Raw genomic sequence first — 25,236 nt, forward strand, 5'->3', positions numbered from 1 at the left:
CAGTCAGGTTTTGGGAAAGCGCGGTTACTGAAACTGGACCTGAACTTGTTTCTGGTCCTGGCGTTTGCCCCAGATGTTCAACCTTTAGTGGTTCTGGATCGAGAATACACCGACGCTTTCTTGTGATCGATGCCAGCAGCGGATTCAGCGAACCTCAGATCTGGCGGCGACAGGAAACACGACTGCGCAAGACGCGCTGGATATTGCGCGCATAATGCTCGCGCCGCTGGAACGAGAATCGTTTAGGCCGCAAGGTCATCGGTTTTGGTCCGCGTTCAGCGATCTGCGCGGGGTCTACATTCAGATCCTATTGGCCGCGATGGTGACAAGCGTGCTTGGGCTGGTGACGTCGCGGTTCACCATGGTCGTTCATGACCCCATTCTGCCAAACGAAGTGGTTGATAGCTTGTTGGCTATGGTCGTCGGCGTTGGCCTTGCACTGTTGTTCGATTTCCTGATCAAGAACCTGCGGACACGGTTCATCGATACAGCGGGAAAACGGGCGGACCTGAAGATCACCGAGCGGCTGTTCAATCAGTTGATGGCGCTTATAATGAAAGCCCGGGGCGGGCAGAATGGACGCATGGCCTGGATCCTTCGGGATTTTGAGGTCGTCCGGGATTTCTTTACGTCTGCCTCGCTGGTTGCTTTGGTCGATCTGCCCTTCCCGTTCGTATTCGTGGCGTGATCTAGTCGATTGGCAGGCCGCGACAGGCGATTGCGATCGCGTCGCGCGCGAGACTTGAGGCTCAGATATCCGGACAAGAATTTGATCTTCCCGACCGTACAGGTGTGGAGGCGGCGTTTCTGGAGGAATAGATTGGCGTGATCCAACCTCTGGTCGAGCGCGGCATCGAAAGTCCGCTGGCGATGATTGACTTGCGCCGGCAGCTTAGCCGCCAAATTGGACAGCTTAGAGAGGCCGGTAGCCGAATACTGATGACTTTGTTGGAACGATGAGCGGAGAACTCTGTCTGATTTCAGCCTGGCCAGAACCAACTCCCAACCAGGCTGTTGATTGAGTCAAAGGCACTCAGACAGTGTTTTGGCCAGATTGCGGATGAGTTGCGGGAACAGATTTACTCCGGGTTCCAGATCAGATCCCAGCGGGTCCATGATGCCGGTTTTAGCTTCGGTGCCGTCGAGAACGGTTGCGACAATTCCGGGGTTGAACTGGGGTTCAGCCATGACACAATCCACACCTTCGTCGCGGATACGCCCCTGAATTTCGGCGATCCTTGCCGGGCTTGGATCGGTCGCATCGCTGAGGGAAATTGCACCCGAGGCCGGGAAGCCAAAGGCATCTTCGAAATATTGATAGGCATCGTGGAACACGATGAAGCTGCCACCTTTGACCGGCGCCAGCGTTTCGGCCACTTCCGCAGACAAAGCAGCCATTTCTTCACGCGCAGCTGCCGCATTTGCAAAATAAGCACCTGCGTTGTCTGGGTCAGCCGAAGAAAGCTGCGCCGCGATCGTTTTCAGCCAGATTTCTGCGTTGACCGGAGAGAGCCAGGCGTGCGGATCATGTTCGCCATGCGCGTGGCCCTCATGGTCGTCATGTCCGGCGTGGTCCTCATGATCATCGTGGTCATGCTCATCCGCATGCTCTTCGTCATGATTATGATCATCATGCTCTTTGTCCTCGGCATGATCCTCGTGATCGTGGTCATCGTCTTTTGCATGATCGTCGTGGTCGTCGTGATCATGACCATCATCCTCAGCATGGTCGTGATCGTCATGATTGTCATCCCCATGATCTTCGTCGTCGCCATGGTCATGCGCTTCGAACAAAGCACTTTCACGGAAATCGAGCAGAACCGTTCCGTCCGACTCAAGCAACACCGTAACAGTCGCCCCGTCGCTGAGCGTCTCGACAGCGCCTTCCATCCACGGGGTCAGGTCCTCGCCAATCCAGAATACCAGATCTGCCTCTTGCAGTGCGGCTGCTTCTGACGGACGAAGTTTGTATTCGTGTGGCGAGGCACCGGGCTGCACTATCAATTCAGGCGTTCCTACCCCCTCCATCACCCGGGCCACGAGTGAGTGAACGGGTGCGATGTCAACCGCAACCTTGGGTGCATCCGCCATGGCGGTTCCGCCCATCAATGCAGCGGTAATCGATAGTGGGAGCAGCTTTCTGGACATCAGACCCTCTGTGTGATTTTATAACGTTACGGGCGGCATATATGATATGGTATAACATGACAAGTGAGATGCACTCCATTTCGGTTGGTGAAGATGCGCTGGTAGGATTTCAGGAGCATGATCACAAGAATTGCGTCGAAACGGCGTTGGCCACAGCGGATGCTCGGTGCAGGGAAGAAGGGTTGCGGCTAACCCCTGTGCGGCGAAAAGTTCTTGAAATGCTGTTGCAAGATCACAAGTCGCTTGGGGCTTACGCTATACTTGATCGTTTGCGCGAAGCCGGTTTTGGCTCGCAGCCGCCGGTGGCTTATCGCGCGCTGGATTTTCTGGTCCAGTACGGGTTCGTCCATAAGATTGAACGTTTGAACGCCTTTGTGGCCTGCTCTCATCCCGGAGAGGTCCATTCCCCGGCCTTCATGATCTGCAGAAAATGCGACGCTGTCGCCGAAGCTCAGTCGGCACCGTCCAATGGCGTCCTCGGCGCAGCCGCGCGCGCGGCGGGTTTCGAAATCGAGCGAACCGTTGTAGAAGCCGAGGGACTCTGCCCAGACTGCACCGAGAAGGCGTAGACATGACCCTGATCACCGTTGAAAATCTCAGCGTGCGTTATGGCGCGAATACCGTTCTGCGCCATGTCGGCATGACGATTGAGGCTGGTGAAATCGTGACGATCGTTGGTCCAAACGGATCGGGAAAGACCAGCCTGTTGCGTGCCGTCATTGGCGCGACCAAGCCTGCGGAAGGTAAGGTTACACTGAAGCCTGGGCTAAAAATCGGGTATGTCCCCCAAAAACTGCACATTGATCCGACCCTGCCGATATCAGTCGAAAGATTCATGCGTCTGACGGATCGTGTCTCTAGGCTTCAATGTACAGAAGCGCTTGAAACTGCTGGGGTGCCGGATCTGCTAAAGCGCCAAATGTCGCAATTGTCAGGCGGACAGTTTCAGCGCGTTTTGCTGGCGCGAGCGTTGATCAATCGGCCCGACGTTCTGCTTTTGGACGAAGCCACTCAGGGTCTCGACCAACCGGGGTCGGCGGCGTTTTATCGTCAGATCGAAGAGGTCCGGCGTGAAACCGGATGCGCCATACTGATGATCAGCCATGAATTGCACGTGGTCATGAGCGCGTCTGACAGGGTGATCTGCCTCAATGGTCATGTGTGCTGCCAAGGGTCCCCCGCAGTCGTAGCCTCGGCCCCGGAATATCGGGCCCTGTTCGGAACGGGTACCGGAGGCGCACTGGCCCTTTATCGCCATGATCACGACCATGATCACGATCACGGTCACTGTGAAACCTCTCAGGAAGCCGCAGAATAATGCTGGATGATTTCATGACGCGCGCGACGCTTGCAGGTGTTGGCGTTGCTTTTGCTGCGGCACCACTGGGGTGTTTTGTTGTCTGGCGTCGAATGGCCTATTTCGGGGATGCCACCGCCCATGCGGCAATCCTGGGTGTCGCTTTGTCGCTGACGTTTCAGTTGTCCGTCTTTACTGGGGCGCTAGCTGTTGCGCTTGCAATGGCACTTACCGTGACACTGTTGTCCGGACGTGGCTACGCGATGGATACACTGCTGGGTGTTCTAGCACATTCTGCACTTGCCTTCGGTCTAGTCGCCGTATCGTTCCTGTCCGGTGTTCGCATCGACCTGATGGCCTATCTCTTCGGTGATATTCTGGCGGTGTCACGCACCGATCTGGTTGTGATCTGGGGTGGCGCAGCGCTTGTAGTGGCCCTCATCGTATGGCGCTGGTCGCAGCTTTTGACGGCGACCATGAATGAAGAGTTGGCTTATGCTAGCGGCTTTGACCCCAAGCGAGAGCAGTTGATCCTGACGCTGTCTCTGGCAGTTACAGTGGCCGTAGCGATAAAGGTCGTAGGTGTTCTACTGATTGCTGCAATGCTGATCATCCCGGCGGCGGCTGCGCGCAGCCTGGCCAGATCTCCGGAAGCGATGGCATTGATTGCGGCGGCGATTGGCGCATTCTCCGCAATCGCCGGGCTACGGGCTGCTTACATGTTTGATACGCCTGCAGGGCCATCCATTGTTTGTGTTGCTGCAGTAGTGTTCGCGTGTTTCAGTCTGATCGGATGCCAAACGCGGCGTGGAGCCTAGGGCATCTGCAAAGATCAATGCGGTCGCGTCGACACGGTCACGAATTCAATTTCGTCTGACAGGATGACCCGTACCCCATGTGGGAGCTTGGCGTCGAAGCTGAGCGTATCACCTTCTGACATCTGGAACTCTTCGGTCCCACAGCCATAGATGGCGCTGCCTTCAATCATGTAGATGAAGACGTAGCCTTCGTGCTGATAGTTAGGCAACTTGCGTTGGTCTTGTTTTGAGATGCGGATGCGTGCGGATTGGAATGACCCGCTAGGCCCGCTGTGTTTGCCGAGCAGTAGATAGTCATGGGCATGGTCTGGTGTGATACGCCGCGACGGCAACCCGGTTCCCGCATGAACGTGATGCACATCCGAGGTCGTGTCGGTATGGCTGAACATCGCCATCAGAGAGACAGATAGTGCATCTGCCAACGCGTGTAAGGTACTAAGGGACGGCGAAACATGACCATTTTCGATTCGGCTGATCATGGGCGCGGAAACCTTTGACTGCGCAGCAAGTTCGGTCACCGTGAGCTGACGTTCCTGTCGCAAACGCTGCAGGGTGCGCCCGATCTCAAGTTCTGGTTCTGTTTTCTTGTCCTGCATCGGGCCGCTTTGACATTCCTTCTTCCAGTTAAAGTAGCTGTGGCCTGAATTGCAGGATAGTAAAAGTGTGTTCTGACAAAAAACAAGCTTAGCTGAGCGATTGGCGCAAAACTGCGCCAATGCGATGAAGGCAGCGGTGTTTTGAACTTATTTTCCTTTCCAGACCGGATCACGCTTTTCAGCGAAGGCTTTTGCGCCTTCAAGCTGATCCTCGCTGGAATAGAGGATATCGACGGTGCGCAGCTGGCGCTTGGTGATGCGGTTCATGGCGTCCTGAAATTTGCTGTCTTCAGCTTCGCGCACGACCTCTTTGATCGCAGCATAAACCAGCGGAGGACCCGAGGCGAGCAGACGCGCCAATTCCCAGGCACGATCCATCAGTTGATCGGCAGGCAGGACTTCATTGACCAAGCCCCAACGCTGACCTTCTTCGGCATCGAACCAGCGTCCAGTCAGCAATAGCTCCATCGCGATGTGGTAGGGAATGCGTTTGGGTAGCTTGACGCTCGCCGCATCTGCAACGGTTCCGGATCGAATCTCAGGCAGGGCAAAAGTTGCGTGTTCAGCGGCCAGGATCATATCGGCTGAAATCGCAAGCTCGAGCCCGCCACCACAGGCAATACCATTGATGGCCGCGATGACCGGTTTGTTCAGATCGCGTAACTCCTGCAAACCGCCAAAGCCACCGACACCATAATCTCCATCTACGGCATCGCCTTCGGCGGCTGCCTTCAGGTCCCAGCCAGGGCAAAAGAATTTGTCACCTGCTCCGGTCAAGATCGCGACGCGCAGTTCGGGATCATCGCGAAACTCGGCAAATACCTGCCCCATGATGCGGCTGGTTGCCAGATCGATCGCATTGGCTTTTGGCCGATCCAGCGTCACTTCGAGAATTGCGCCGTCACGGCGGGTCTTGATCGGGTCCATTTCTCAGGCCTTTCTGATAAGCGCATCCACCGCCACCGCCCGGGTGGGCGTGCAGAGAAGCGGGTTGATTTCGACCTCGCCGAGCGTTTCGGCATTTTGCATTACATAGTCTTGAACGGCCTGAATGGCGGCAACGATTTCATCCATATCAGCCGCTGGTTGGCCGCGATAGCCTGCCAGCAATGACGCGATCTTTAGTTCGCCGAGAGCAGCGCGAATACTGTCGGATGTTGCCGGGACCAGAAGAGAGGTGGTATCGCGCAATATTTCGGTCAAGACACCACCGGCCCCTATTGTCAGCACAAAGCCATGGGCAGGGTCCCGCACCACACCGACGAGGATTTCAGCCACCGCACCTGTGATCATCTCTTCGATCAGAATCTCATCAGTTCCAATATCCGCTGCCACACCTGTCACATCGGCAGCCTGAACCCTCAATCGTACAGCGGAATGTTCGGACTTGTGGGCAAGGCCGACGCCTTTGACAGCAAATGGCGCTTCCATTTCTTGCGCCGCGCTGAGGGCTTCCTTTGCGCCACGAACGGACCTGTTCCGAGGGATGCGCAAACCATGGGCAGCCAGAGCTTGCTTGGCCTCGGCTTCGAACAGCGTATGCGTGACATCAGACGTACCCGGCAAGCAGACTGGCGCGCTTGCAGGTGCGGCGACCTGACCCGCCGCGCGCGTGGCAGAAAGGGCTTCGCGGAGACCCATGAAGGGTACCACACCGGCCTCCATTAGGGTTTGTGCTACATCTTCAGGTAGCAATTCGGGCAGGGTAGAAACCACGGCAAAACACGCACCCGTATCTGCCCGCACTTTTTGTGCTGTACGCGTGGCGGCGGCCCAATCCGTCGGGTCGGTGGTCGGGTAATCAACGATCGTGAATGTCAGATCTATGTCGTCGCCAGTCATTCCGGCCCAAGCGTTCGCCATCGCCTCTTCATCGCGCCAGATATAGGTGTGGTAATCGAGTGGATTGCTTAGTGCGACCATCGGACCAAGCGCATCGCGCAATCGAGTTTGCTTATCTCTGGACAGTTCTGGAAATCTGAGGCCAGTGCCGATCGCCATATCTGCGATCAGGCTGGCCTCGCCGCCCGAGCAGCTGATCGAAGCAATGTTGCCCCCCGGCAAAGGCCCATAACAATGCAACAATTTCAGGGTTTCCAGAAACTCGGGCAGCGAGGACAGGCGCGGGATGCCCAGCCGGTTTAGCAAAGCCTGCGCACCCGCATCGCTCCCAGCCAGTGAGGCGGTATGAGAAACTGTTGCTGCCTGCGCCTGTTCGGATGCGCCCACCTTAAGTGCGATCAGAGGCACGCCTTTCCGATGTGCCTTGGCAGCAAGGGCCTCCCATTCGCGGATATCCTTGAAACCCTCGATATGTAAACCGACGGCAGTGACCCGTGGATCATCGATCAGCGACATGGCGATCTCAGCCTGACTGGTCTGCGCCATGTTCCCGCAAGTCACCATATAGGCAATCGGCAGAGCTCGTTTCTGCATAGTCAGGTTGATCGAGATGTTGGAGCTCTGGGTCAGAATGGCAACGCCTCGATCTACCCGAGCGGCTCCATGCTGATCGGGCCACAATAGCGCACCATCAAGCGCATTGATAAAGCCATAGCAGTTTGGCCCAAGAATAGGCATGCTGCCTGCTGCATTGATCAACTCTGATTGCAGATCTCCTCCTGCCTGATCCTCGGCTGCAGCTTCCGAGAAGCCAGAGGCAAAGCAAACTGCGCCGCCGCTGCCCATGTCTGACAGAACCTGAACGGCCTCAACGGTGGCGTGACGGTTGATGCCAACAAAGGCCGCGTCCGGGGACGATGGCAGGTCCTCAATCCGTGCGTAGGCCTTGTGCCCGGCAATTTCATCCGCCTTGGGATGGACAGGCCAGATTTTCCCTGCGTAGCCCATGCGTTCCGACTGCAGGATAACCTGCTGGCACCACGCACCGCCGCCGATCACCGCGATGGATTCCGGGCGTAGAAGACGGGAGATATCCTTGCTCATTCGGGCCTCAGGCACCCAGAGGCCGCAGCAGATCACGACTGATGATATGCCGCTGGATTTCACTCGTACCATCCCAGATACGTTCTACGCGCGCATCCCGCCAGAACCGTTCGATCGGGAAGTCGTCCATCAGACCCATGCCACCATAGATTTGCAGCGTCGTATCCGTGACCTTTGCCAGCATTTCCGAAGCATAAAGCTTGGCCGAGGCAATCTCGCGATTTGAGGGCAAGTCCTGATCCAGTCGCCATGCGGCCGCGAGCGTCAGCCAGTCAGCAGCGTCGATCTCTGTGATCATGTCGGCGATCTGAAAGCCGACACCCTGAAACTTACCGATCGGCTGGCCGAATTGCTTGCGTTCAGCCGCGTAGTTCAGCGCATAATCAAAACAGCGCCGCGCGCGCCCGACCGAAAAAGCAGCAACCGTCAGGCGCGTTGCATAGAGCCACTCGTTCATCACGGCGAAACCGCCATCGACCTCGCCCAAAACCTGTTCGTCGGGCAAACGGCAATTGTCAAAATACAGGATATAGTTCTTGTAGCCTTTGTGGCTGACTGAGTTGTACCCCTCGCGCACTTCAAAACCCGGCGTACCACGATCTACGAGGAAGGTAGTGATCCGTTTTTTGGGGCCTTTCGGAGTTTCATCCACACCTGTTGCGATGAACACGATGAAGAAATCCGCGTGCTCCGCGCCCGAGATGAAGTGTTTCGAACCGTTGACGACCCAGTCACCGCCATCGCGAACGGCCTGACATTTCATGCCCCGAACATCTGACCCCGCGTCAGGTTCGGTCATAGCTAGAGCATCCATCTTTTCGCCACGCACGGCAGGCAACAAATAGCGTTCACGCTGGTCGGCGTTGCAGGCCATCAGGATATTCTGCGGGCGACCGAAGAAGTGGGTCAATGCCATCGAACCTCGGCCGAGCTCGCGTTCGACAAGAGTGAAATCAAGATGCGAGAGACCCGCGCCACCAACTTCTTCGGGGAAGTTACAGGCATAAAATCCCAGTTCAATGCATTTCCGCTTGATTTCGTCGCCCAGCTCTTGCGGCACCTGTCCGGTGCGTTCGACCTCAGCTTCGTGGGGGTAAATCTCGTTCTCAACAAAGCTCCGCACTGTTGAGACGATCATTTCCTGTTCTTCGGTTAAGCCAAATTGCATGACGCGTTCCCCTGATGTCTGATTGGCAATGAAACGTAATTGCCTGACACGATGACATGCAGTAATCGTACGATATCATGCCGAGTTAGAAAAATTTGACCCAGATCTATAACTTTTTGCTGTTCGACGGGTTCTCGAACCTTTGCCTCGCCAACATGGTTGAGCCATTGCGCGCGGCGAACACTTTGGCGGGGCAGGATCTCTATGCCTGGCAGTTTTATTCACCCCATGGTGCGCCAGTCCAAAGCTCCAGCGGGTTGCAGGTCGCGCCGCATGGAGCGATGGGCATTGAGGCGGGTGATGCTTTGGTTGTCATGCCGTCTTATGGGTATCTGGAACACTCGGTTGCCGATACTCATCGCGCTTTGCGCAGGGCCGCAACCCGTCATCGCAAACTGGCTGGTCTGGACACAGGGAGTTGGTTGCTCGCGCGTGCGGGACTGTTGGAAGGGCATCGCGCGACCATTCACTGGGATGAACTTTCCCGGTTCGAAGAAACTTTTACCGATGTCGAGGTCGTGCAGGAACGTTTTGTGATCGACCGGGACCGGATCACCTGTTCAGGCGCGATGGCTGCTTATGATCTGGCGACTGCTCTGATTCTTGCGGATCACGGGCCGCTGTTGTCGATGGAGGTGGCGCATCTTCTGATGAACCGTGGTGAACCAAGTGCTGCTTCAACACAGATGAAATCCGAAGACAGGCTGGTGAACCGGGTGCTGGGCGTCATGCAGGGCACGTTAGATGCGCCAGTAATGATAAAGGATATCGCTCGTCAGCTCGGGTGCTCTCAAAAGAAGATTGAGACCCGGGTTTTGTCCGAGCTGGGTGTAACACCGCAGGCGCTCTATCGTCGCCTGCGTCTGAATTTGGCGCGTAAACTTGCGGTCGAGACCCAGCAGTCCGTGGCCGAGATCGCCAGCCGCTGCGGGTATGAGAACCCAAGCGCAATGACGCGGGCTTTCCGGATGCAATTCGGGCAGACACCAACAGCCTATCGAAACGGGGAGTAACTTTGGGATTAGCCTCGCACGCGTGAGAGGTCCGGGTCATACGGGGACGGCGCAATCACCTCGGCCGCGATCATTTCTCCGCACAGGTCAAGTTGCATTCGGCTGCCGGGTTCGGAAAATTCCGGATTCACAAAGCCGTAAGCAAGGTTTAGCCCTGTTCTGTGGCCCCAGTCACCTGACGTGATTGTGCCAATAACCATGTCGTCCAACATCAGGGAGGCTCCACCATGCGCCGGTGCTTTGGTTGCATCGATTTTCAGGCTTACCAGTTTCTTTTGAGGCCCGTTCTCAAGGCGTCTCTGCAACGTGTTTCGGCCAATGAAATCGCCTTTGGTCAGTTTCACGAACCGATCCAAACCGGTCTCAAACGGGTCGAACTCTGTGAGCAGATCGGCTTTCCAGTGCAAGAACCCTTTCTCCATCCGCATGGACTCGACGGCGCGAGCACCAAATAATTTCAAGTCATGCGTCTCGCCAGCTTTTCTGAGCGCCAGATAGGCCGCGTATAGTGAGGCGTTCGGGACATGTATCTCGTAGGCCAGTTCCCCTGAGAAGCTGATATTCAATACAGTTGCTGGCGCGAACCCGACAAAGCACTCGCGAACTGACAGCCAGGGAAAAGCTTCTCGCGACCAGTCTCCTCGAGCACAAGCGGACAGCACGTCGCGCGATTTGGGTCCGGCCAGCACTAATATTGTCTGATCATTGGTGAGTGAGCGGATTTGCACATCTTCGCCATCATGCAGATGCGCCTTTAGCCAGTCCATATCATGGTATTCGCTGGCGGCGGCGGACCCGTACCAGACCCGTGCCGGGCCGCGATCACTCGCGGGAAGGTTGGCGATGGTGGCCTCGGCTTTGACCATCCCGTGGTGGTTCAGCAGATAACCAAGGCCGACCCGCCCGTCGCGTTTTGTCACCGCGCCGCACATCATCCGATCCAGAAACCGATGCCGATCGGTTCCGGTGATTTCCAGCCGGTTGAAGCCGCTCACTTCGGCCAGTCCGACATTTTTCTGAAGGTTTCTGATTTCCGCCGCGACGACGTCAAAGGCCTCATCAAAACTGAAACTCAGCGTTGGGTGAAAATCAGGCGCAGGCTTGATGTAGTCGACCCGCTCCCAACCGTTGACCACTGTAAATTCAGCCCCTTCTGCTGCGAGGATCGGGGTCAGTGGTGTGGTTTTGGCGGGGCGACCGGCAGGCCGGTGTTCGTGCGGGAAATGAAAGCGGAATTCATTCTGGTAATCTTCGATGGCTTTCAGCGCGGTCAGCTCCACATTTGTGTGGCCGGTAAACCGACGCGGATCAAGGCACCAGGTGTCATAGCAGGCTTCGCCATGAACGATCTGTTGGGCCAGCAGCCAGCCATGGCCACCCCCTTCGCCCAAACCCGCGCGCAGACCGATGATGCAGAAAGCATTGCGCTTTCCGGGGATTGGCCCGACCAAAGGTGCGCCGTCAATTGTGTAGGTGATCGGACCATTCACCACTGTATGAATGCCGACATCCATCAGTGCAGGCATGCGTGCGAAGGCACCTTCCAGCACATCCGTCACGCGGTCCAGATCGTCAGGGCACAGCGCGTTCACAAAATTCGGATCGATCCCGTCCATGCCCCAGGTTTTGCAATCCTGCTCGTAGAAGCCGACCAGCAAGCCGTTCTTCTCCTGCCGACAATAATAGTCGCTGATCGGACAGCGCAGCAGGGGCATCCGATGGCCTGCGTCGCGGATCGCTTCGATTTCTTCTGTCAGAAAATACTGATGCTCCATCGAAGCGACAGGGTGGTGCACGCCCATCATCGCGCCCACTTCGTTGACCCGATAACCACAAGCGTTAACTACGATATCGCAGTCAATATTGCCGTGTTCCGTGTGAACCGTCCAGGTATCGTCCTTGTGCTGTGTCAGTCCTGTGACCGGAGTATTGCGATATACCTCGGCCCCGGCTTTGCGCGCACGGCGTGCCAGAGCTTGGCACAGTTGAGCCGGATCGATGTCGCCATCTAGCGGATCCCATAGCCCACCGAGAAGGTTGTCGGTGGAAATCAACGGGTGCCGGCGGGCGCATTCCTCTGCATCTATGACCTCGAAATGCACATCCATTCCGCGCGCCATAGACGCAAAATGATGGTACCCCTGCATCTGCTCAGGCGTATTTGCAAGCCGGATGCCGCCGTCACCGTGATGGTAGTTGATAGGATAGTCCGGATCCTCGGCCAGTTCCTTGTACAGGTTGATCGAGTGGGTCTTCAGACCAACCATGGTCTGGTTCATGCCAAAATTGGTCACCTGCGCGGCCGAATGCCAAGTTGTGCCGCTGGTCAACTCATCGCGCTCGACCAGCACCACATCGGACCAACCTTCACGGGTCAAGTGATACAGAGTCGAGCAGCCGGCGATACCGCCGCCAATGACGACCACTTTAGTGCGCGATTTCATCAAGGACCCTCCGGTACGTAGTTTTTGGGGATTAGCCTGTTCTGTCAGTTGGTTCACAAGCGGCTGGATATTGTTACGTAAAAAATCGAAAATAAAAGCTCATTAACTCGTAGTAATTCGAATGCGGTTGAAATTGGCTTTAGACGTTTAGTTGAATTGATCAACCTGATGCGGTTGGAGGATCACAAATGGCTGCGCCGCAGGCGAAAAGGTCCGGTCGAAAAGGACTTATCGCACAGCGGGCTGAAAAGCCTGCGCTCGACCCCTGTCCACCAGGTCAACCGGGAGGCGCTTACAAACCCTTGACTGGGGTTGAGCTTGAGCGGATTTACAACACAGCTCTGGATCTTCTTGAGAAGCTGGGGATCGGCGAGGTGCCGGATCGTTTGCGTTCTGATTTGTTGGCGGTTGGGGCGCAAGATAGCGGGGAGGGGAGGATACTTTTTTCGCCTCAACTTGTGGAACAGGCGATTGATCAGGCCGCCAAGACCTTCGTTCTGCACGGGCGTGATCCAGCCCGATCCATCGAAGTTGGCGGTAATCGCGTCTATTTCGGAACCGGAGGGGCGGCGGTTCAGACGCTTGATCTGCGCAGTGGTCACTATCGGCCTTCGACCTTGCAGGACTTGCATGATTTCACGCGTCTTCAGGATGTCTTGCCAAATGTCAGCTGGTTCACCCGCTGTTGCGTTGCAACCGATCTGGAGGAAACCTTCGATCTGGATGTGAACACCGTCTACGCGCTGTTGAAGAATACCTCCAAGCCCACCGCGACGTCTTTTACATTGGCGCAGCACGTTGCGCCAATTGTTGAGATATTGGATATCGCAGCCGGGGGACCCGGTGAATTCGCAAAACGCCCGTTCATGAAAGCACATATAAGCCCGGTGATCTCGCCGATGCGCTACGGCGAAGACGCAGTGGATGTGGTCTACGCCTGCATCGAACACAATATTCCGATTTCTTGCATCACCGCTGCTCAGGCCGGCGCGACTGCACCAGCGACCTTGGCTGGTTTTCTGGCGCAGTCATTGGCAGAAACTCTTGCGAGTCTGGTAATGGTCCATGCGATCCAGCCCGGGTTTCCTATGGTCTTTTCAAATTGGCCACTGGTGATTGACCTTCGGACCGGCGCGTTCTCAGGTGGCAGCGGAGAGACGGCTGTCCTGAATGCAGCATCAGCACAATTATCAAATTGGCTTGGGCTGCCGTCAGGCGTGGCCTGTTCGATGTCTGATGCCAAGGCGATCGACGCTCAATACGGGATGGAAAAGGGACTGACCTCAATGGCGGCAGCGCTGGCAGGTGGTAATCTGATCTATGAAAGCTCGGGCATGACGGCCTCGTTGCTGGGTGCAAGTTTTGAGGCGTTCGTGCTGGATGATGAGATGCACTCGTACACCTACCGCGCTTTGAGGGGCATAGAGGTGACACACGAGAATCTGGGCTTTGACGCGATCTGCGAAGCAGTTCTGGGCGAGGGCCATTTTCTGGGTGGTCAGCATACTTTTGCGGCCATGGAACGGGATTACTTTTATCCCTCACTTGCAGACAGGGACGAGCCGCGAACCTGGGCAGAAAACGGAGCGCAAGATGCCTGGAGCCGCGCGCGACATCGGGCGCAAGAAATTTTGCAGACCCATACGCCAAGATACCTGTCAGACGAACAGGATCGGCAAATCCGAGATCGCTTCAACATTCTTTGAAGGCTGATCCAGTGCTATTCGATAAGTTTGAAACTATCCGTCAGCCACGGGATATCATCGCGCAGTGGGGAAATGATGCGGTCATTGATCAGTGATCGGGTTTTGGCATCCACAAGCTCAATCACTGATCTTGAACAATCTGGCGTCGCGACCAGTGCCAGTGTGCGTGCAAAGCTCTTGCCCGGAAATGGGTGCATGCACAGCCTTGATTGGAACCGTTTTGCCCGAGAATACAGCAGCGGCGTCGTGATGGTCCAACCCGCACCGGAGGACACCATCGACATCAGCGTCTGATTGTTGCTGCATTCAAACCTTTGAGAGGACGAAATCCCCATCCGGCGTAATTGGGATTCGATCTGGCGCGCGATGATCAGATTGCTGGAATATCGTAGAAACGGCAATTTGGTTCGACCCTCTACAATGTCTTGCAAAGACCTGTCATTCACCGCAGGCAAAACGATCACGAATGGATCGCGCAGAAGGGGGCGATCCTGCAGATCGCGCATACGTTCGCTAGGAGTAGTGGAAATCCCCAGATCCAACTGCCTGTCGCGCAGCATGTCGATAATCGCGTGGCTGGAATCTGTATGGTACATGAAATCGCAGGCAGGCATGTTCGTAAACAAGTAGACTGCCAGTTCCGGAATGATGTCGCTGTCGAAATCCTCGATCGTGCCGAAACGCAGATAACTGGCCTCGGTAATACTGCCCGCAGATGCCTCTGCCTTGGCCTTTCGGATCAGGTGCAGCGCATCGTCGATATTGCGCAGGAAGACCCGGCCCTTTGGGGTCAGAACCATGGGTCTGCGGGTGTGGTTGAACAGCTCAACGCCCAGATGGTCTTCGAGATTGCGCAGGTGATGGGAAACGGTGCTGATCGTCAGCCCTGTTTCCTTGGCGGCCGCCTGTAGCGAGCCCTTTTGCGCACATATCTGAAACAGTTCCAGCCATTTGAGACTGAGGTCTTTGGGAGCAGACTGACGCGGCATTCCGGTTCTTTCGTGAGATCAGGGCGGTCCTGACGAAAATACGCAGATTTTGAAAGCTTTGATATCAGAATCTTGGAATTCTGGCTCAATTGCCGAGCAATCAGGTTTCAGAGCTTTCCAAAAAGCCGCGCGCGGTCTGTGCAGCATCCGCGATATGGCTTTCGACTGCTTTTCGGGCTTTGGCAGGATCACCACTGAGGATGGCATCATGGATGGCAGTCATGTGGCTCATCCCAGAACGCTCTCGATTCCGCGCTGCGAGGGTCAAGGCCCGCAGGCGGCTGATCCGGCCGTTCAGACGTTGCACAACATCCCAGGCGATGCTGTGCCCAGCCTGTAGAAAAATCAGTTCATAGAAGCGAGTTGTGGCCTGTAGCAGATTTGACCATTCGGTGTCATTCTGCGCCGCGCCCACTGCTTTCAATGCCTTGCCCAGATCCTTTGCGAAACCTGTCTCATGCGCTTGTGCACAGGCGGCGGCGGCTGAGCCTTCTAGCTGTAATCGGATGTCATAGATTTGCCGCGCTTGGTCCCAGCTGAGGGTCGAGACGATTGGCCCGCGGTTGGGGATAATCTCAACCAAACCTTCGGCTTCCAGAAACCGGATCGTCTCGCGGATGACGGTGCGGCTGACACCAAGCTGATCGCAAAGCGGGCGTTCAACAAGCCGCTCACCGGGGGCAAAATGCCCGGCGATGATCGCTTCGCGCAGGCGCGCTTGCACGATATCCCGCAAGGTTTGCGGTGCTTTTTCGATCTTTTGCAGGGTGGAGTCGGTGTTCATCATCGATGCTTTCATATCTGTGGTACGGATCCGGAACAAGTATGATTGACATATCGTATTATGGTATACCATATTCTCGACCAAAGGCTTGCCAAAGGAATCACCATGTCCGCCGAAATTCGAAAAACGCTTCTGCATGTCGAAGACACTCTGATCGAGGGTGGTAAGTTGGCGGACACTCCGCTGAAGCTAATTGCCGCAATAGCTGTCATTCGGAACCCTTGGGCTGGTCAGGGTTTCGTCGAAGATCTTGGCCCCGCGATCCGCGATTGCGCCCCCGGATTGGGGGAGTTGCTGACCAAAATGATTTTGGATGCTTCAGGTGGCGGCGACCGGGTCGAAGCCTATGGAAAATCCGCGATTGTGGGCTTGAACGGAGAGGTCGAGCATGCGTCGGCCCTGATCCACACGCTGCATTTTGGCAATCATTATCGCAAAGCAGTTGGAGCGAAATCCTACCTTTCCTTCTGCAATACGCGCGGCCCGGCCAATGCGCCGCTGCTGATCCCCTTGATGGACAAACATGATGGCGGTCGTCGCTCTCACTACCTTACGATCCAGACTTCGGTCGCAGATGCACCTGCGGCAGATGAGATTCTGATTGCACTGGGTGCATCGATTGGAGGGCGGCCGCACCACCGGATCGGGGATCGCTATCAGGACATCGAGGAACTTGGTCATGACGTTGACAACCCTGCAGCTGTCTAACTCGGGCCGATCAGTCGCGTTCAGAGAGGCGGGCGAAGGGCAACCGGTCTTTATGATCCATGGCGTTGGCATGCAATCTGCGGCCTGGGGCCCTCAGTTTGACACGCTGAGCCAGCATTGCCGTATAATTGCGGTTGATCTGCCGGGGCATGGAGGCAGTGACCGTCTGCCATCTGGAAGCCAATTGCCGGATTTTGTTGGCTGGATGCATGATGTTGTCGACGCATTGAATCTGGCTCCGGTCGCAATCATCGGGCATTCAATGGGGGCACTGATTGCCGCCGGCTTTGCGGCAGAGTACCCCGATATCACTAGCCGTGTTGCTATGTTGAACGGCGTCTTCAGTCGCGATGCCTCAGCCCGCGCCGCAGTCATCCAACGGGCCGCTGACATCAGCGCGGGTCGAGTTGATCTGGAAACGCCGTTGTCGCGCTGGTTTGGTGATAGTCCGGGTGATCTGGCTGCCCGTGCGCAGGTGGCGTCGTGGCTTGGGTCTGTGGATCAACGAGGCTACGCCATCGCCTATTCCGCTTTTGCGCGGGGCGATGCCACTTACGCCAGCAAGATGAATCTGATTTCGTGCCCGTTTCTGGCGCTCACCGGCGACGGAGACTCGAACTCAACCCCGGCTATGTCACAAGCTATGGCCGCAGCAGTTCAAAACGGTCGGGCCGTTGTGATCCAAGGCCACCGACATATGGTGAACTTGACAGCACCCGATGAAGTAACAGCGCATCTGGTTGAATGGCTCGGCCAGCCCGCCGAAGAAAGGATTGCGCAATGACCTCGCTTGATCCCCGCACGCTGCGAAATGCATTTGGAGCGTTCATGACGGGCGTCACCGTGGTTACGTCGCATGATACCCAAGGTAACCCGATCGGGTTTACCGCGAACTCGTTCACATCCGTCTCACTAGACCCGCCGCTTGTGCTGGTTTGTCTCGCCAACAGTTCAAAGAACTATGACGCATTGATTGCCGCTGACGGGTTTGCCGTCAATATCCTGTCAGAGACACAGATCGAGGTATCTAATACCTTTGCCCGGCCCGTCGAAGACCGGTTTGCCAGCGTCGAGTGGCGGCGTGGACCTGCGGGATCGCCGTTGATCGATGGGTCGTCGGCTTGGTTTGACTGCTCTATGCACAAAACCGTCGAAGCGGGGGATCATGTGATCCTGATCGGCGAGGTCAAAGCCTTCGACAATACTCCGGCACCCGGTCTCGGATATGTCAGGGGGGCCTATGTAACACCATCAACAGCTGCTGGTGCCTTGATGCAGGACACCGGCCTGATCGTCTCAGCCTTGATCGAACGCGCAGGTGAGGTTCTGTTGATCGATGCCGGTGACGGCGCGCTTGCACCGCCCGAGGCAGTGGTTGGGTCAGAAGGTGTTTCAGCGGCATTGGAACAATTGATTGAGGCCACCGGGCTGACCGCAGAGCCGGGCTTTGTTTATTCGGTTTACGAGGATGCAGAGAAAAAGCGTCAACATATCGCGTTTCTGTGTCAGGCCGCAGATGGTGAGCCGAAGAAAGGTAATTTCGTCCCACTGGATGTCGTATCCTTTGGCACTGTAACCGACACGGCGACCCGAACCATGCTGGAACGATTGTCCGAGGAATCCCGGCTGGGAGATTTTGGCATTTACTACGGAAACAAGAACAGCGGCGAGGTTCGCCCGATTACACGAGGAGGTCACTGACATGCGGTTTTCGCTTTTCGTTCATATGGAACGCACCTCTCCCGATCAGGACCAGCAGGAGCTGTATGAAAACTTCATAGAACTGGCCAAGATCGCTGATGCGGGTGGTATGCATGCGGTCTGGACCGGCGAACATCACGGGATGGATTTCACCATCTCGCCGAACCCGTTCCTGAATATCGTCGATCTGGCACGCCAGACCAACAATGTGCGTCTGGGAACCGGAACCGTTATCGCTCCGTTCTGGCATCCGATCCGGCTGGCCGGAGAGGCCGCAATGACGGACATGATCACGAATGGCCGTTTGGATCTGGGCATCGCGCGTGGCGCCTACAGCTATGAATACGAGCGGATGGTGCCGGGGCTGGACGCCTGGGAGGCAGGCCAGCGTATGCGCGAGCTTGTTCCGGCAGTGCGGGGTCTTTGGGAAGGCGATCATGCGCTGGACGGAGAGTTTCATTCTTTCCCGGCAACCACATCTTCGCCCAAGCCTCTGCAACAAAACGGTCCACCGATCTGGGTTGCCGCGCGCGATCCCAACAGTCATGAGTTTGCGGTATCGAACGGTTGTCACGTGCAGGTCACCCCTTTGTGGCAGGGCGACGAAGAGATCACCCGGCTGATAGATACGTTCAACGCAGCCTGCGCCAAATTCCATGACGTCCCGCGCCCCGAAATCATGCTGTTGAACCACACCTACATCGCCTCGGACGAGGCGGATGCCCGTCGCGCGGCGGAAGAGATCAATCGCTTTTATTGCTATTTCGGCGCGTGGTTCAAAAACGAACGCCCAGTGTCGCAGGGACTGATCCAGGCGCTGAGCGATGACGACATCGCTAACCATCCCTTCTATTCGCCCGAGGCGATGATCCGGGACAACGTGATCGCCACGCCCGACAAAGCAATCGAACGCATCAAGGGCTATAGCGATCTTGGATATGATGAGTATTCTTTCTGGATCGACAGTGGGATGAGCTTTGAGCGCAAGAAAGCCTCGCTAGAGCGGTTCATCGCGGACGTCATGCCCGCCTTCGCCTAAGGAGAGAAAATGCGGCAGTTTCAGCACTATATCGGCGGCACGTTTTCGGATGGGACCGCGCAGTTCGACAGCCTTGATCCCGCGACGGGCACCGTTTGGGCGAAAATGCCTGAGGCCCGAACACATGATGTGAACGCCGCGGTTGAGGCTGCGTGTTCAGCGCTGAATGCCCCCGAATGGGCGACCATGACAGCAACGGCTCGTGGTAAACTGTTGTACCGGCTGGCCGATCTGGTCGCCGAAAATGCTCAGACCTTAGCCGAGCTTGAAACGCGCGATACCGGCAAGATCATTCGCGAAACCTCTGCTCAGATCGCCTATGTCGCGGACTACTACCGTTACTATGCCGGATTGGCGGACAAAATCGAAGGGGCGCACCTGCCGATCGACAAGCCCGACATGGAGGTTTGGCTGCACCGCGAACCAGTTGGTGTGGTGGCCGCCATAGTGCCGTGGAATTCGCAACTGTTCCTGTCTGCGGTCAAGATTGGCCCGGCGCTTGCCGCCGGTTGCACAGTCGTTCTGAAAGCATCCGAAGATGGTCCGGCCCCGATGCTGGAATTCGCGCGTATTTTCGATCAGGCAGGCTTCCCGCCCGGAGTTCTGAACGTCATCACCGGCTTCGGGCCGGAATGCGGCGCCGTTCTGACCAGTCACCCGGATGTCGATCATGTTGCCTTTACAGGCGGCCCGGAAACCGCGCGCCATATCGTGCGCAACTCGGCTGAAAACCTCGCTTCGACTTCGTTGGAACTGGGCGGAAAATCCCCGTTCATCGTGTTCGAAGATGCCGATATCGAAAGTGCTTTGAACGCGCAGGTCTCGGGGATCTTTGCTGCGACCGGGCAAAGCTGCGTGGCGGGATCGCGATTGGTAATCTCTGACAAGATCAAAGATGAGTTTCTGGCCCGGCTCACCGAAAAAGCGGGTGAGATCGTGATCGGGGCGCCCGATGACCTAAAGACCGAGGTTGGCCCGCTGTGCACTCAGGCTCAGCTTGTGACTGCTGCAGATCTGGTTGCTGATTCCGTCTCGGCAGGGGCTACCGTGATAGCGGGTGGGCAACCTTTGGACCGTGAGGGGCACTATTTTCCACCGACAATCATTGATTGTACGGACGCGCCCGATGCGCCCTGTCTGACGCGCGAAGCCTTTGGTCCGATCCTCTCGGTCGTCAGTTTCGGGACCGAAGCGGAGGCGGTACAAATAGCCAACAACACCGCGTTTGGGCTGGCGTCGGGTGTCTTTACCAAAGACTTGACCCGCGCACATCGAATGATCCGCAGAATTCGGGCTGGCATTGTCTGGGTTAACACATATCGCGCGGTCAGCCCGATTGCTCCATTCGGAGGTCATGGACTGTCGGGCCACGGGCGCGAAGGGGGCCTGCAGGCGGCGCTTGATTACACACGGGTCAAATCGGTCTGGTTGCGCACAAGCGACGATCCGATCCCCGATCCGTTCGTGATGCGGTGAATCTGACCAATCAACAGGATCCTTGGGCCAGATTTAGCACACTTTAGACAATCGCATCTCTGCCGCGCGTGCGTGGCCTTCCATGCCTTCCATCCGACTGATCCTGGCAGTGCGTTCAGCAAGCTCGTGCGAGGCTTGCGCTGTGCAGCGCTGCCAAGTCACCGTTTTGGTGAATTTATGCACTGACAGACCGCCGGTATATCGGGCCGCTCCGCTTGTTGGCAAAACATGATTTGGCCCGGACGTCTTGTCGCCGAAGGGCACTGTTGTTTCGGCACCCAGAAACAGCGATCCATAGGTGGTCAGTTGGTCCAGCCACCAATCCAGGTCCTCGGCGATCACCTGCAGATGTTCGGGCGCGTAGTTGTTGGCGACCCTGGCAGCCTCGTCGCGGCTGTCGCAAAGAATGATCTCGGCCCGGTCGCGCCATGCCGTGCGCGCTGCACTAGCGTTCGGCTCGGGAAGACTTTCGATCAGGGCATCGGCGCGTGCGATAACGCCCTGGGCCAGAGCTTTATCAGTGCTGACCAGCCAGACAGGGCTATCGACGCCGTGCTCGGCTTGGCTCACCAAATCCCAGGCGACGGTCTCGATCGATGCTGTGTGATCGGCAATGACCAAGGTATCGGTTGGACCTGCAAACATGTCGATGCCAACCTTACCAAACAGCATCCGTTTCGCCTCGGCGACATAGGAGTTTCCCGGACCGACAAGAATATCAGCTGGCCGCGCACCAAAAAAGCCATGGGCCATCGCAGCAATCCCCTGAACTCCGCCCAGATTCAGGATCAGATCTGCACCGCTAAGGTCCATCGCATAAACTATTGCATCAGGGATGCCCGCACCGGGACGCGGTGGCGAGACCGCCGTGATGTGGGACACCCCAGCCACCTTTGCCGTGGTAATCGTCATCAACGCACTTGCGATATGGCTATACCGACCACCAGGAACGTAACATCCCGCGCTCGAGATCGGGATCTGTTTCTGACCTGCGATCAGGCCGGGCATCACCTCGATCTCGCATTCGCTCACCGTGGTCATCTGCGCTTCGGCAAATCGACGGATATTGGCATGGGCAAAGCGGATGTCGTCTTTGACCTGTTCAGGCACGCGGTCACATGCGGCTTTGCGCGCTTCATCAGTCAAAACGAACTCTCCCGTCCAGCCATCGAGCGTTCCGGCATAGCGCCGAACGGCCTCTTCGCCCTCGCGCTCGATATTGGAGAGCATGATCGCGACGATATCGCGGATATCCGAATTTTCTGCATCGGGGCGGGGCAGGGCGGTTTTCAGATAAGAGACGGCCATGGGAAACCTCAACGCGTCAGAGAGTGGGAGTGGATAGCGCCCGCCAGAATATCGACGGTGTCGATGATCGGAACGCTTTTGGGCAAGTCGCGGGTGAGCAGAGAGAATTCGGAGCAGGCCACAAACAAAAGCGCGGCACCCCGGCCTGAAAGGGCGTTAGCAGCGTCGGAAAGTGTGCTGAGTGCAGCGCCGGTTGGCCCTTCAGATTTGATGTGGCGGATCGTGCCGAGCATCCTATCTTCATCCTCGGGCCAGATTGCGGTAAATCCGGCGCGGTTCATGGGGGCGTCAAAAATTCCGACCTTTCGCAGCGCTGGGGAGGCAAGAATTCCGACCTGGCTGCCAGAAGGCAGGAGCTGCGCCGCTTGATCCACGGACAGGTCTACCATGTTCAGAAAGGGGATCGAGACGGCGTCCTCTATCTGCGCCGCATAGTGGTGTGCGGTGTTACAAGGCATCGCAAGCGCGGTTGCCCCTGATTGCTCCAATCCTCTCGCCATATCGGCCAGAACCGGCCCGGGATCAGACCCGTTGCCCTCGATCAGGTGCGCGATGCGGGAAGGCACCTGTGGGTTCATGTCAATCAGTAGTGGCAGGTGATCGGCATCATCCGCCGCCTGTACCGTGGATAACACGCGCTGCTGCAACAGAATTGTCGCCTCGGGGCCCATTCCGCCCAATATGCCGGTGACGCGGGGTTTCATGCGAAGACCTGCTTGCTGGAACTTATCACCGTGATTTACAGATTGACCCAGCGGTCGGTGTGATCGAAAGCGAAATCATAACCGAACAGGCCAACCGAGCCTCCGGTATGCAAGAACACCACACGCTCATCCTTGAACGAGCCCTTGCGCGCCAGATCGATCAGACCGGCGGCCCCTTTGGCGGAATAGACCGGGTCGAGCAGAATGCCTTCCAGTTCGGCAAACATGCGGATCGCCTCAATGCCGCTTTCGGTCGGCAAGCCGTAGCCGTCGCCTACATAGTCGGTATTGGCCATCACATCCTCGCGCCGCACCACGTCTGGGCAACCCAATTTCTCAGCCGTGTTGCAGGCTAGATCATAGACCATCTGCTCTTGCTTGAGCTGCGGTGCGCGGGTGCCAATGCCAAGAACCGGAATGCCCGTATTCATGGCGCAAAGCCCGGTGACCAGCCCGGCTTGCGTGCCCGAGGAGCCCGTCGCATGCACCACGCGATCGATTTTGAGACCGGCGTTATTGGCCTGGCTCACAAGCTCTAGCGCGCAGTTTACATAGCCAAGCGCTCCGGTCGGGTTCGAACCTCCGCCCGGAATGACATAGACGTTGTGACCTTCTTCACGCTTCTTCGCGGCCGAACGCTCCATCTCGGCGGGCATGTCGTGGCCGCCGGGAAACTTCTCGGTGGTTGCGCCATGCAGATGATCCAGCAGGACATTGCCATTGTTGTTGTAGTTGGCGTTGTTATAGCTGGTGCGGTCTTCCAGTAGGATATGACATTTCAAACCCAGCCGGGCAGCGAATGCAGCGGTTTGACGCGCATGGTTCGATTGCGTTGCCCCTTGTGTCATCACCATGTCTGCGCCTTGTGCGAGCGCTTCGCCGAACAGAAACTCTAGTTTGCGGGTCTTGTTGCCACCCGTCGACATGCCGGTGCAGTCGTCTCGCTTGATCCAAAGATCGATTCCCAGAGCCTCGGACATACGATCCATCCGTTCAAGCGGAGTTGGCAGATGGGCAAGAAAAACACGGGGAAAACGGGAAAGATGCATCAAGCTGTCCTGATCTGGGCCCGGCACATGGTTCAAGACCGGTAGGTCTTGCCAACATGGGCCGCTGGGTAGGTTTCTGGGTTTAGAATGCCGCCTGTAGTCAAGCCGCAAGGTCAGGCCTAATCACAGCGGATGGGGCGCGTCGGTCAAGCGCACTGTACCCGGTTTCGAAAAAGCCGGAAAATAACTTCGATATTGCGCTCAGATTACCTGGTTGCTCATTCGGGGGGTGCGGGAATGGTTCGAAAGTCGTCATTCAACCACGGAAACCGCGAATTCATAGGCTCGGTCACATGACGACGGATCAGGTTTTGCAGTGTGTTGTGGATCAGTCGTGTGGTTGTCGACGGATAGATATTGGTCGTGAACAACGATACGGTGCGCGCAAAGCTTTTGCCCGGGAAAGGTAATGCGCGTGTATCTTTGTGGAATCGTCGTGCGCGATAGTAGCTGGCAGCAGTCGTGATCGTCCAACCACTGCCCCCGGCGACAAGTCCGATAATTGACTGATTACATTCAAGTTCGAACCGGTTGGGCAGGTTGATCTTGCTACGGGTTAGCTGAATTTCGATGAGTCTGCCGATGGTGTGATCACGCGAATATCGTAAAAGCGGAAGCGGACTGTCTGATTTGGTCAGTTCCTCGACCGGTCCGTCATATGCGGGCGGAAGAATGACGATAAACGGATCTCGAAGTAGCGGGAATTCGATTAACCCCTCAAAGTGCTCAGGAGGTCGGGTCGCAACGCCGGCATCCAGCTTTTGAGACTGCAGTTTGTCAAGAATCTCATGGCTGGGGCGGGTAAAGTGGCGAAAATTGCACCGCGGCAGGCTTGCAGAGAGATGACGGAACAGTTCTGGCGCGACCCGGCTGTCAAAATCGTCAATCAGGCCCAGACGCAAATCTGTTGCATGTTGCCAACTGCCCGAGCGAAGCTCGGCCTCGCCCCGTTTCAAGGCGATCAGGCCGTCATGCACATGTCGTGAGAACACCGTGCCTGCGGGTGTCAGACCCATGGGTCTGCGGCTGTGGTCCACCAAATCCACATCCAGCGCCTTTTCAAGACTGCGCAAATGATTGGAGACCGTACTGATTGACAAACCGGTTTCAGCTGACACCTTTTGGATTGAACCCAACTTGGAAATAAGTTGGAAGACCTCCAGCCACCTGAGACTGAGTGCTTTCTTTGTCATCGGATGCTCCCAAACCAGCGAACTATCAGTCAAAAGCGAAACAAAGTTTCGCTTTTTACGCAACCAGTATTTTGATTTACTAATTCAACGCGTAAGGACTATGGTTTTTCTACTGTTCCAGAGTTCGGACGTTTCAAGAGCCGACAAGT

General features: G+C 56.5%; 23 protein-coding genes. 11 read left to right on the plus strand and 12 right to left on the minus strand.

Annotated features, from left to right (window positions below):
- The first annotated feature begins 214 nt into the window (after window positions 1-214).
- Window positions 215-688, plus strand: coding sequence for a 6TM ABC transporter family protein (locus tag ACR0EN_RS08575; protein WP_480586226.1), 474 nt, complete (start codon window positions 215-217; stop codon window positions 686-688).
- 335 nt (window positions 689-1,023) lie between these two features.
- Here ACR0EN_RS08575 and ACR0EN_RS08580 read toward each other — a convergent pair whose 3' ends face one another.
- Window positions 1,024-2,148, minus strand: a complete 1,125-nt coding sequence (locus ACR0EN_RS08580) for a zinc ABC transporter substrate-binding protein (protein ID WP_480586229.1) — start codon at window positions 2,146-2,148, stop codon at window positions 1,024-1,026.
- A gap of 56 nt (window positions 2,149-2,204) precedes the next feature.
- Here ACR0EN_RS08580 and ACR0EN_RS08585 point away from each other — a divergent pair, with 56 nt between their 5' ends.
- The 3 genes from ACR0EN_RS08585 to ACR0EN_RS08595 are packed head-to-tail and all read left to right on the plus strand — an operon-like array spanning window position 2,205 to window position 4,263.
- The gene (locus tag ACR0EN_RS08585; protein WP_170818196.1) at window positions 2,205-2,717 is read left to right on the plus strand and encodes a Fur family transcriptional regulator; all 513 of its coding nucleotides are present in this window, start codon (window positions 2,205-2,207) and stop codon (window positions 2,715-2,717) included.
- A 2-nt stretch (window positions 2,718-2,719) separates the two neighbouring features.
- A complete protein-coding gene (locus tag ACR0EN_RS08590) occupies window positions 2,720-3,466 on the plus strand; it encodes a metal ABC transporter ATP-binding protein (RefSeq protein WP_170407697.1) in 747 nt (248 codons plus the stop codon).
- Entirely contained in the window at window positions 3,466-4,263 is a 798-nt protein-coding gene (locus ACR0EN_RS08595) for a metal ABC transporter permease (protein WP_170422895.1), read from the plus strand. The genes ACR0EN_RS08590 and ACR0EN_RS08595 overlap by 1 nt, the downstream gene beginning before the upstream one ends.
- 14 nt (window positions 4,264-4,277) lie before the next feature.
- Here ACR0EN_RS08595 and ACR0EN_RS08600 read toward each other — a convergent pair whose 3' ends face one another.
- The 4 genes from ACR0EN_RS08600 to ACR0EN_RS08615 all read right to left on the minus strand — a co-directional run bounded on the left by ACR0EN_RS08600 (window position 4,278) and on the right by ACR0EN_RS08615 (window position 8,973).
- On the minus strand, window positions 4,278-4,859 hold the full coding sequence (locus ACR0EN_RS08600) for an XRE family transcriptional regulator (RefSeq protein WP_170422893.1): 582 nt from the start codon (window positions 4,857-4,859) through the stop codon (window positions 4,278-4,280).
- A 147-nt stretch (window positions 4,860-5,006) separates the two neighbouring features.
- Window positions 5,007-5,786 carry a carnitinyl-CoA dehydratase gene (locus ACR0EN_RS08605; protein ID WP_170407705.1) on the minus strand — a complete coding sequence of 260 codons (780 nt, stop codon included), beginning with the start codon at window positions 5,784-5,786 and terminating at the stop codon, window positions 5,007-5,009.
- Window positions 5,787-5,789: 3 nt separating this feature from the next.
- Window positions 5,790-7,805, minus strand: coding sequence for an acetate--CoA ligase family protein (locus ACR0EN_RS08610; RefSeq protein WP_480586233.1), 2,016 nt, complete (start codon window positions 7,803-7,805; stop codon window positions 5,790-5,792).
- 7 nt (window positions 7,806-7,812) lie between these two features.
- Window positions 7,813-8,973 (minus strand): acyl-CoA dehydrogenase family protein, encoded by a 1,161-nt coding sequence (locus ACR0EN_RS08615; RefSeq protein ID WP_170512005.1) that lies wholly within the window; start codon window positions 8,971-8,973, stop codon window positions 7,813-7,815.
- Between the two features lie 95 nt (window positions 8,974-9,068).
- On the opposite strand from ACR0EN_RS08615, the gene ACR0EN_RS08620 reads away from it, so the two are divergent.
- Window positions 9,069-9,986 carry a GlxA family transcriptional regulator gene (locus ACR0EN_RS08620; protein WP_170818194.1) on the plus strand — a complete coding sequence of 306 codons (918 nt, stop codon included), beginning with the start codon at window positions 9,069-9,071 and terminating at the stop codon, window positions 9,984-9,986.
- Between the two features lie 8 nt (window positions 9,987-9,994).
- On the opposite strand, the gene ACR0EN_RS08625 is transcribed toward ACR0EN_RS08620, so the two are convergent.
- Window positions 9,995-12,430 carry a GcvT family protein gene (locus tag ACR0EN_RS08625; protein ID WP_480586236.1) on the minus strand — a complete coding sequence of 812 codons (2,436 nt, stop codon included), beginning with the start codon at window positions 12,428-12,430 and terminating at the stop codon, window positions 9,995-9,997.
- Window positions 12,431-12,618: 188 nt separating this feature from the next.
- Here ACR0EN_RS08625 and ACR0EN_RS08630 point away from each other — a divergent pair, with 188 nt between their 5' ends.
- Window positions 12,619-14,136: a trimethylamine methyltransferase family protein gene (locus ACR0EN_RS08630; protein WP_480586238.1), complete on the plus strand. Its 1,518-nt coding sequence runs from the start codon at window positions 12,619-12,621 to the stop codon at window positions 14,134-14,136.
- Window positions 14,137-14,150: 14 nt separating this feature from the next.
- On the opposite strand, the gene ACR0EN_RS08635 is transcribed toward ACR0EN_RS08630, so the two are convergent.
- Together ACR0EN_RS08635 and ACR0EN_RS08640 are read right to left on the minus strand one after the other, a co-directional pair.
- Window positions 14,151-15,125, minus strand: coding sequence for a LysR family transcriptional regulator (locus ACR0EN_RS08635; protein WP_170818191.1), 975 nt, complete (start codon window positions 15,123-15,125; stop codon window positions 14,151-14,153).
- 100 nt (window positions 15,126-15,225) lie between these two features.
- Entirely contained in the window at window positions 15,226-15,912 is a 687-nt protein-coding gene (locus tag ACR0EN_RS08640; protein ID WP_170511995.1) for a GntR family transcriptional regulator, read from the minus strand.
- A 102-nt stretch (window positions 15,913-16,014) separates the two neighbouring features.
- Between ACR0EN_RS08640 and ACR0EN_RS08645 the strand changes: the two genes are divergently transcribed.
- Genes ACR0EN_RS08645 through ACR0EN_RS08665 form a run of 5 tightly spaced genes read left to right on the plus strand, consistent with a single transcriptional unit; the run spans window position 16,015 to window position 20,833 of the window.
- Window positions 16,015-16,617, plus strand: a complete 603-nt coding sequence (locus tag ACR0EN_RS08645; protein WP_170394379.1) for an amino acid synthesis family protein — start codon at window positions 16,015-16,017, stop codon at window positions 16,615-16,617.
- Complete coding sequence (locus ACR0EN_RS08650) at window positions 16,589-17,401, plus strand: alpha/beta fold hydrolase (protein WP_170818190.1); 813 nt, start codon at window positions 16,589-16,591, stop codon at window positions 17,399-17,401. Before ACR0EN_RS08645 ends, ACR0EN_RS08650 begins: the two co-directional genes overlap by 29 nt.
- Window positions 17,398-18,318: a flavin reductase gene (locus ACR0EN_RS08655; RefSeq protein ID WP_170561568.1), complete on the plus strand. Its 921-nt coding sequence runs from the start codon at window positions 17,398-17,400 to the stop codon at window positions 18,316-18,318. The genes ACR0EN_RS08650 and ACR0EN_RS08655 overlap by 4 nt, the downstream gene beginning before the upstream one ends.
- A 1-nt stretch (window position 18,319) precedes the next feature.
- Complete coding sequence (locus ACR0EN_RS08660) at window positions 18,320-19,357, plus strand: LLM class flavin-dependent oxidoreductase (protein WP_480586243.1); 1,038 nt, start codon at window positions 18,320-18,322, stop codon at window positions 19,355-19,357.
- Between the two features lie 9 nt (window positions 19,358-19,366).
- Window positions 19,367-20,833: an aldehyde dehydrogenase gene (locus ACR0EN_RS08665; protein WP_170818188.1), complete on the plus strand. Its 1,467-nt coding sequence runs from the start codon at window positions 19,367-19,369 to the stop codon at window positions 20,831-20,833.
- 33 nt (window positions 20,834-20,866) lie between these two features.
- Here ACR0EN_RS08665 and hisD read toward each other — a convergent pair whose 3' ends face one another.
- The 4 genes from hisD to ACR0EN_RS08685 all read right to left on the minus strand — a co-directional run bounded on the left by hisD (window position 20,867) and on the right by ACR0EN_RS08685 (window position 25,087).
- On the minus strand, window positions 20,867-22,141 hold the full coding sequence (gene hisD / locus ACR0EN_RS08670) for a histidinol dehydrogenase (RefSeq protein WP_170625537.1): 1,275 nt from the start codon (window positions 22,139-22,141) through the stop codon (window positions 20,867-20,869).
- A gap of 8 nt (window positions 22,142-22,149) precedes the next feature.
- Entirely contained in the window at window positions 22,150-22,845 is a 696-nt protein-coding gene (gene cuyB / locus ACR0EN_RS08675) for a cysteate racemase (protein WP_480586245.1), read from the minus strand.
- Window positions 22,846-22,880: 35 nt separating this feature from the next.
- A complete protein-coding gene (gene cuyA, locus ACR0EN_RS08680; protein ID WP_480586248.1) occupies window positions 22,881-23,894 on the minus strand; it encodes a D-cysteate sulfo-lyase in 1,014 nt (337 codons plus the stop codon).
- Between the two features lie 218 nt (window positions 23,895-24,112).
- Complete coding sequence (locus ACR0EN_RS08685) at window positions 24,113-25,087, minus strand: LysR family transcriptional regulator (protein ID WP_170394403.1); 975 nt, start codon at window positions 25,085-25,087, stop codon at window positions 24,113-24,115.
- Between the last annotated feature and the right edge of the window lie 149 nt (window positions 25,088-25,236).

Source organism: Ruegeria sp. AB7, from assembly GCF_056542625.1.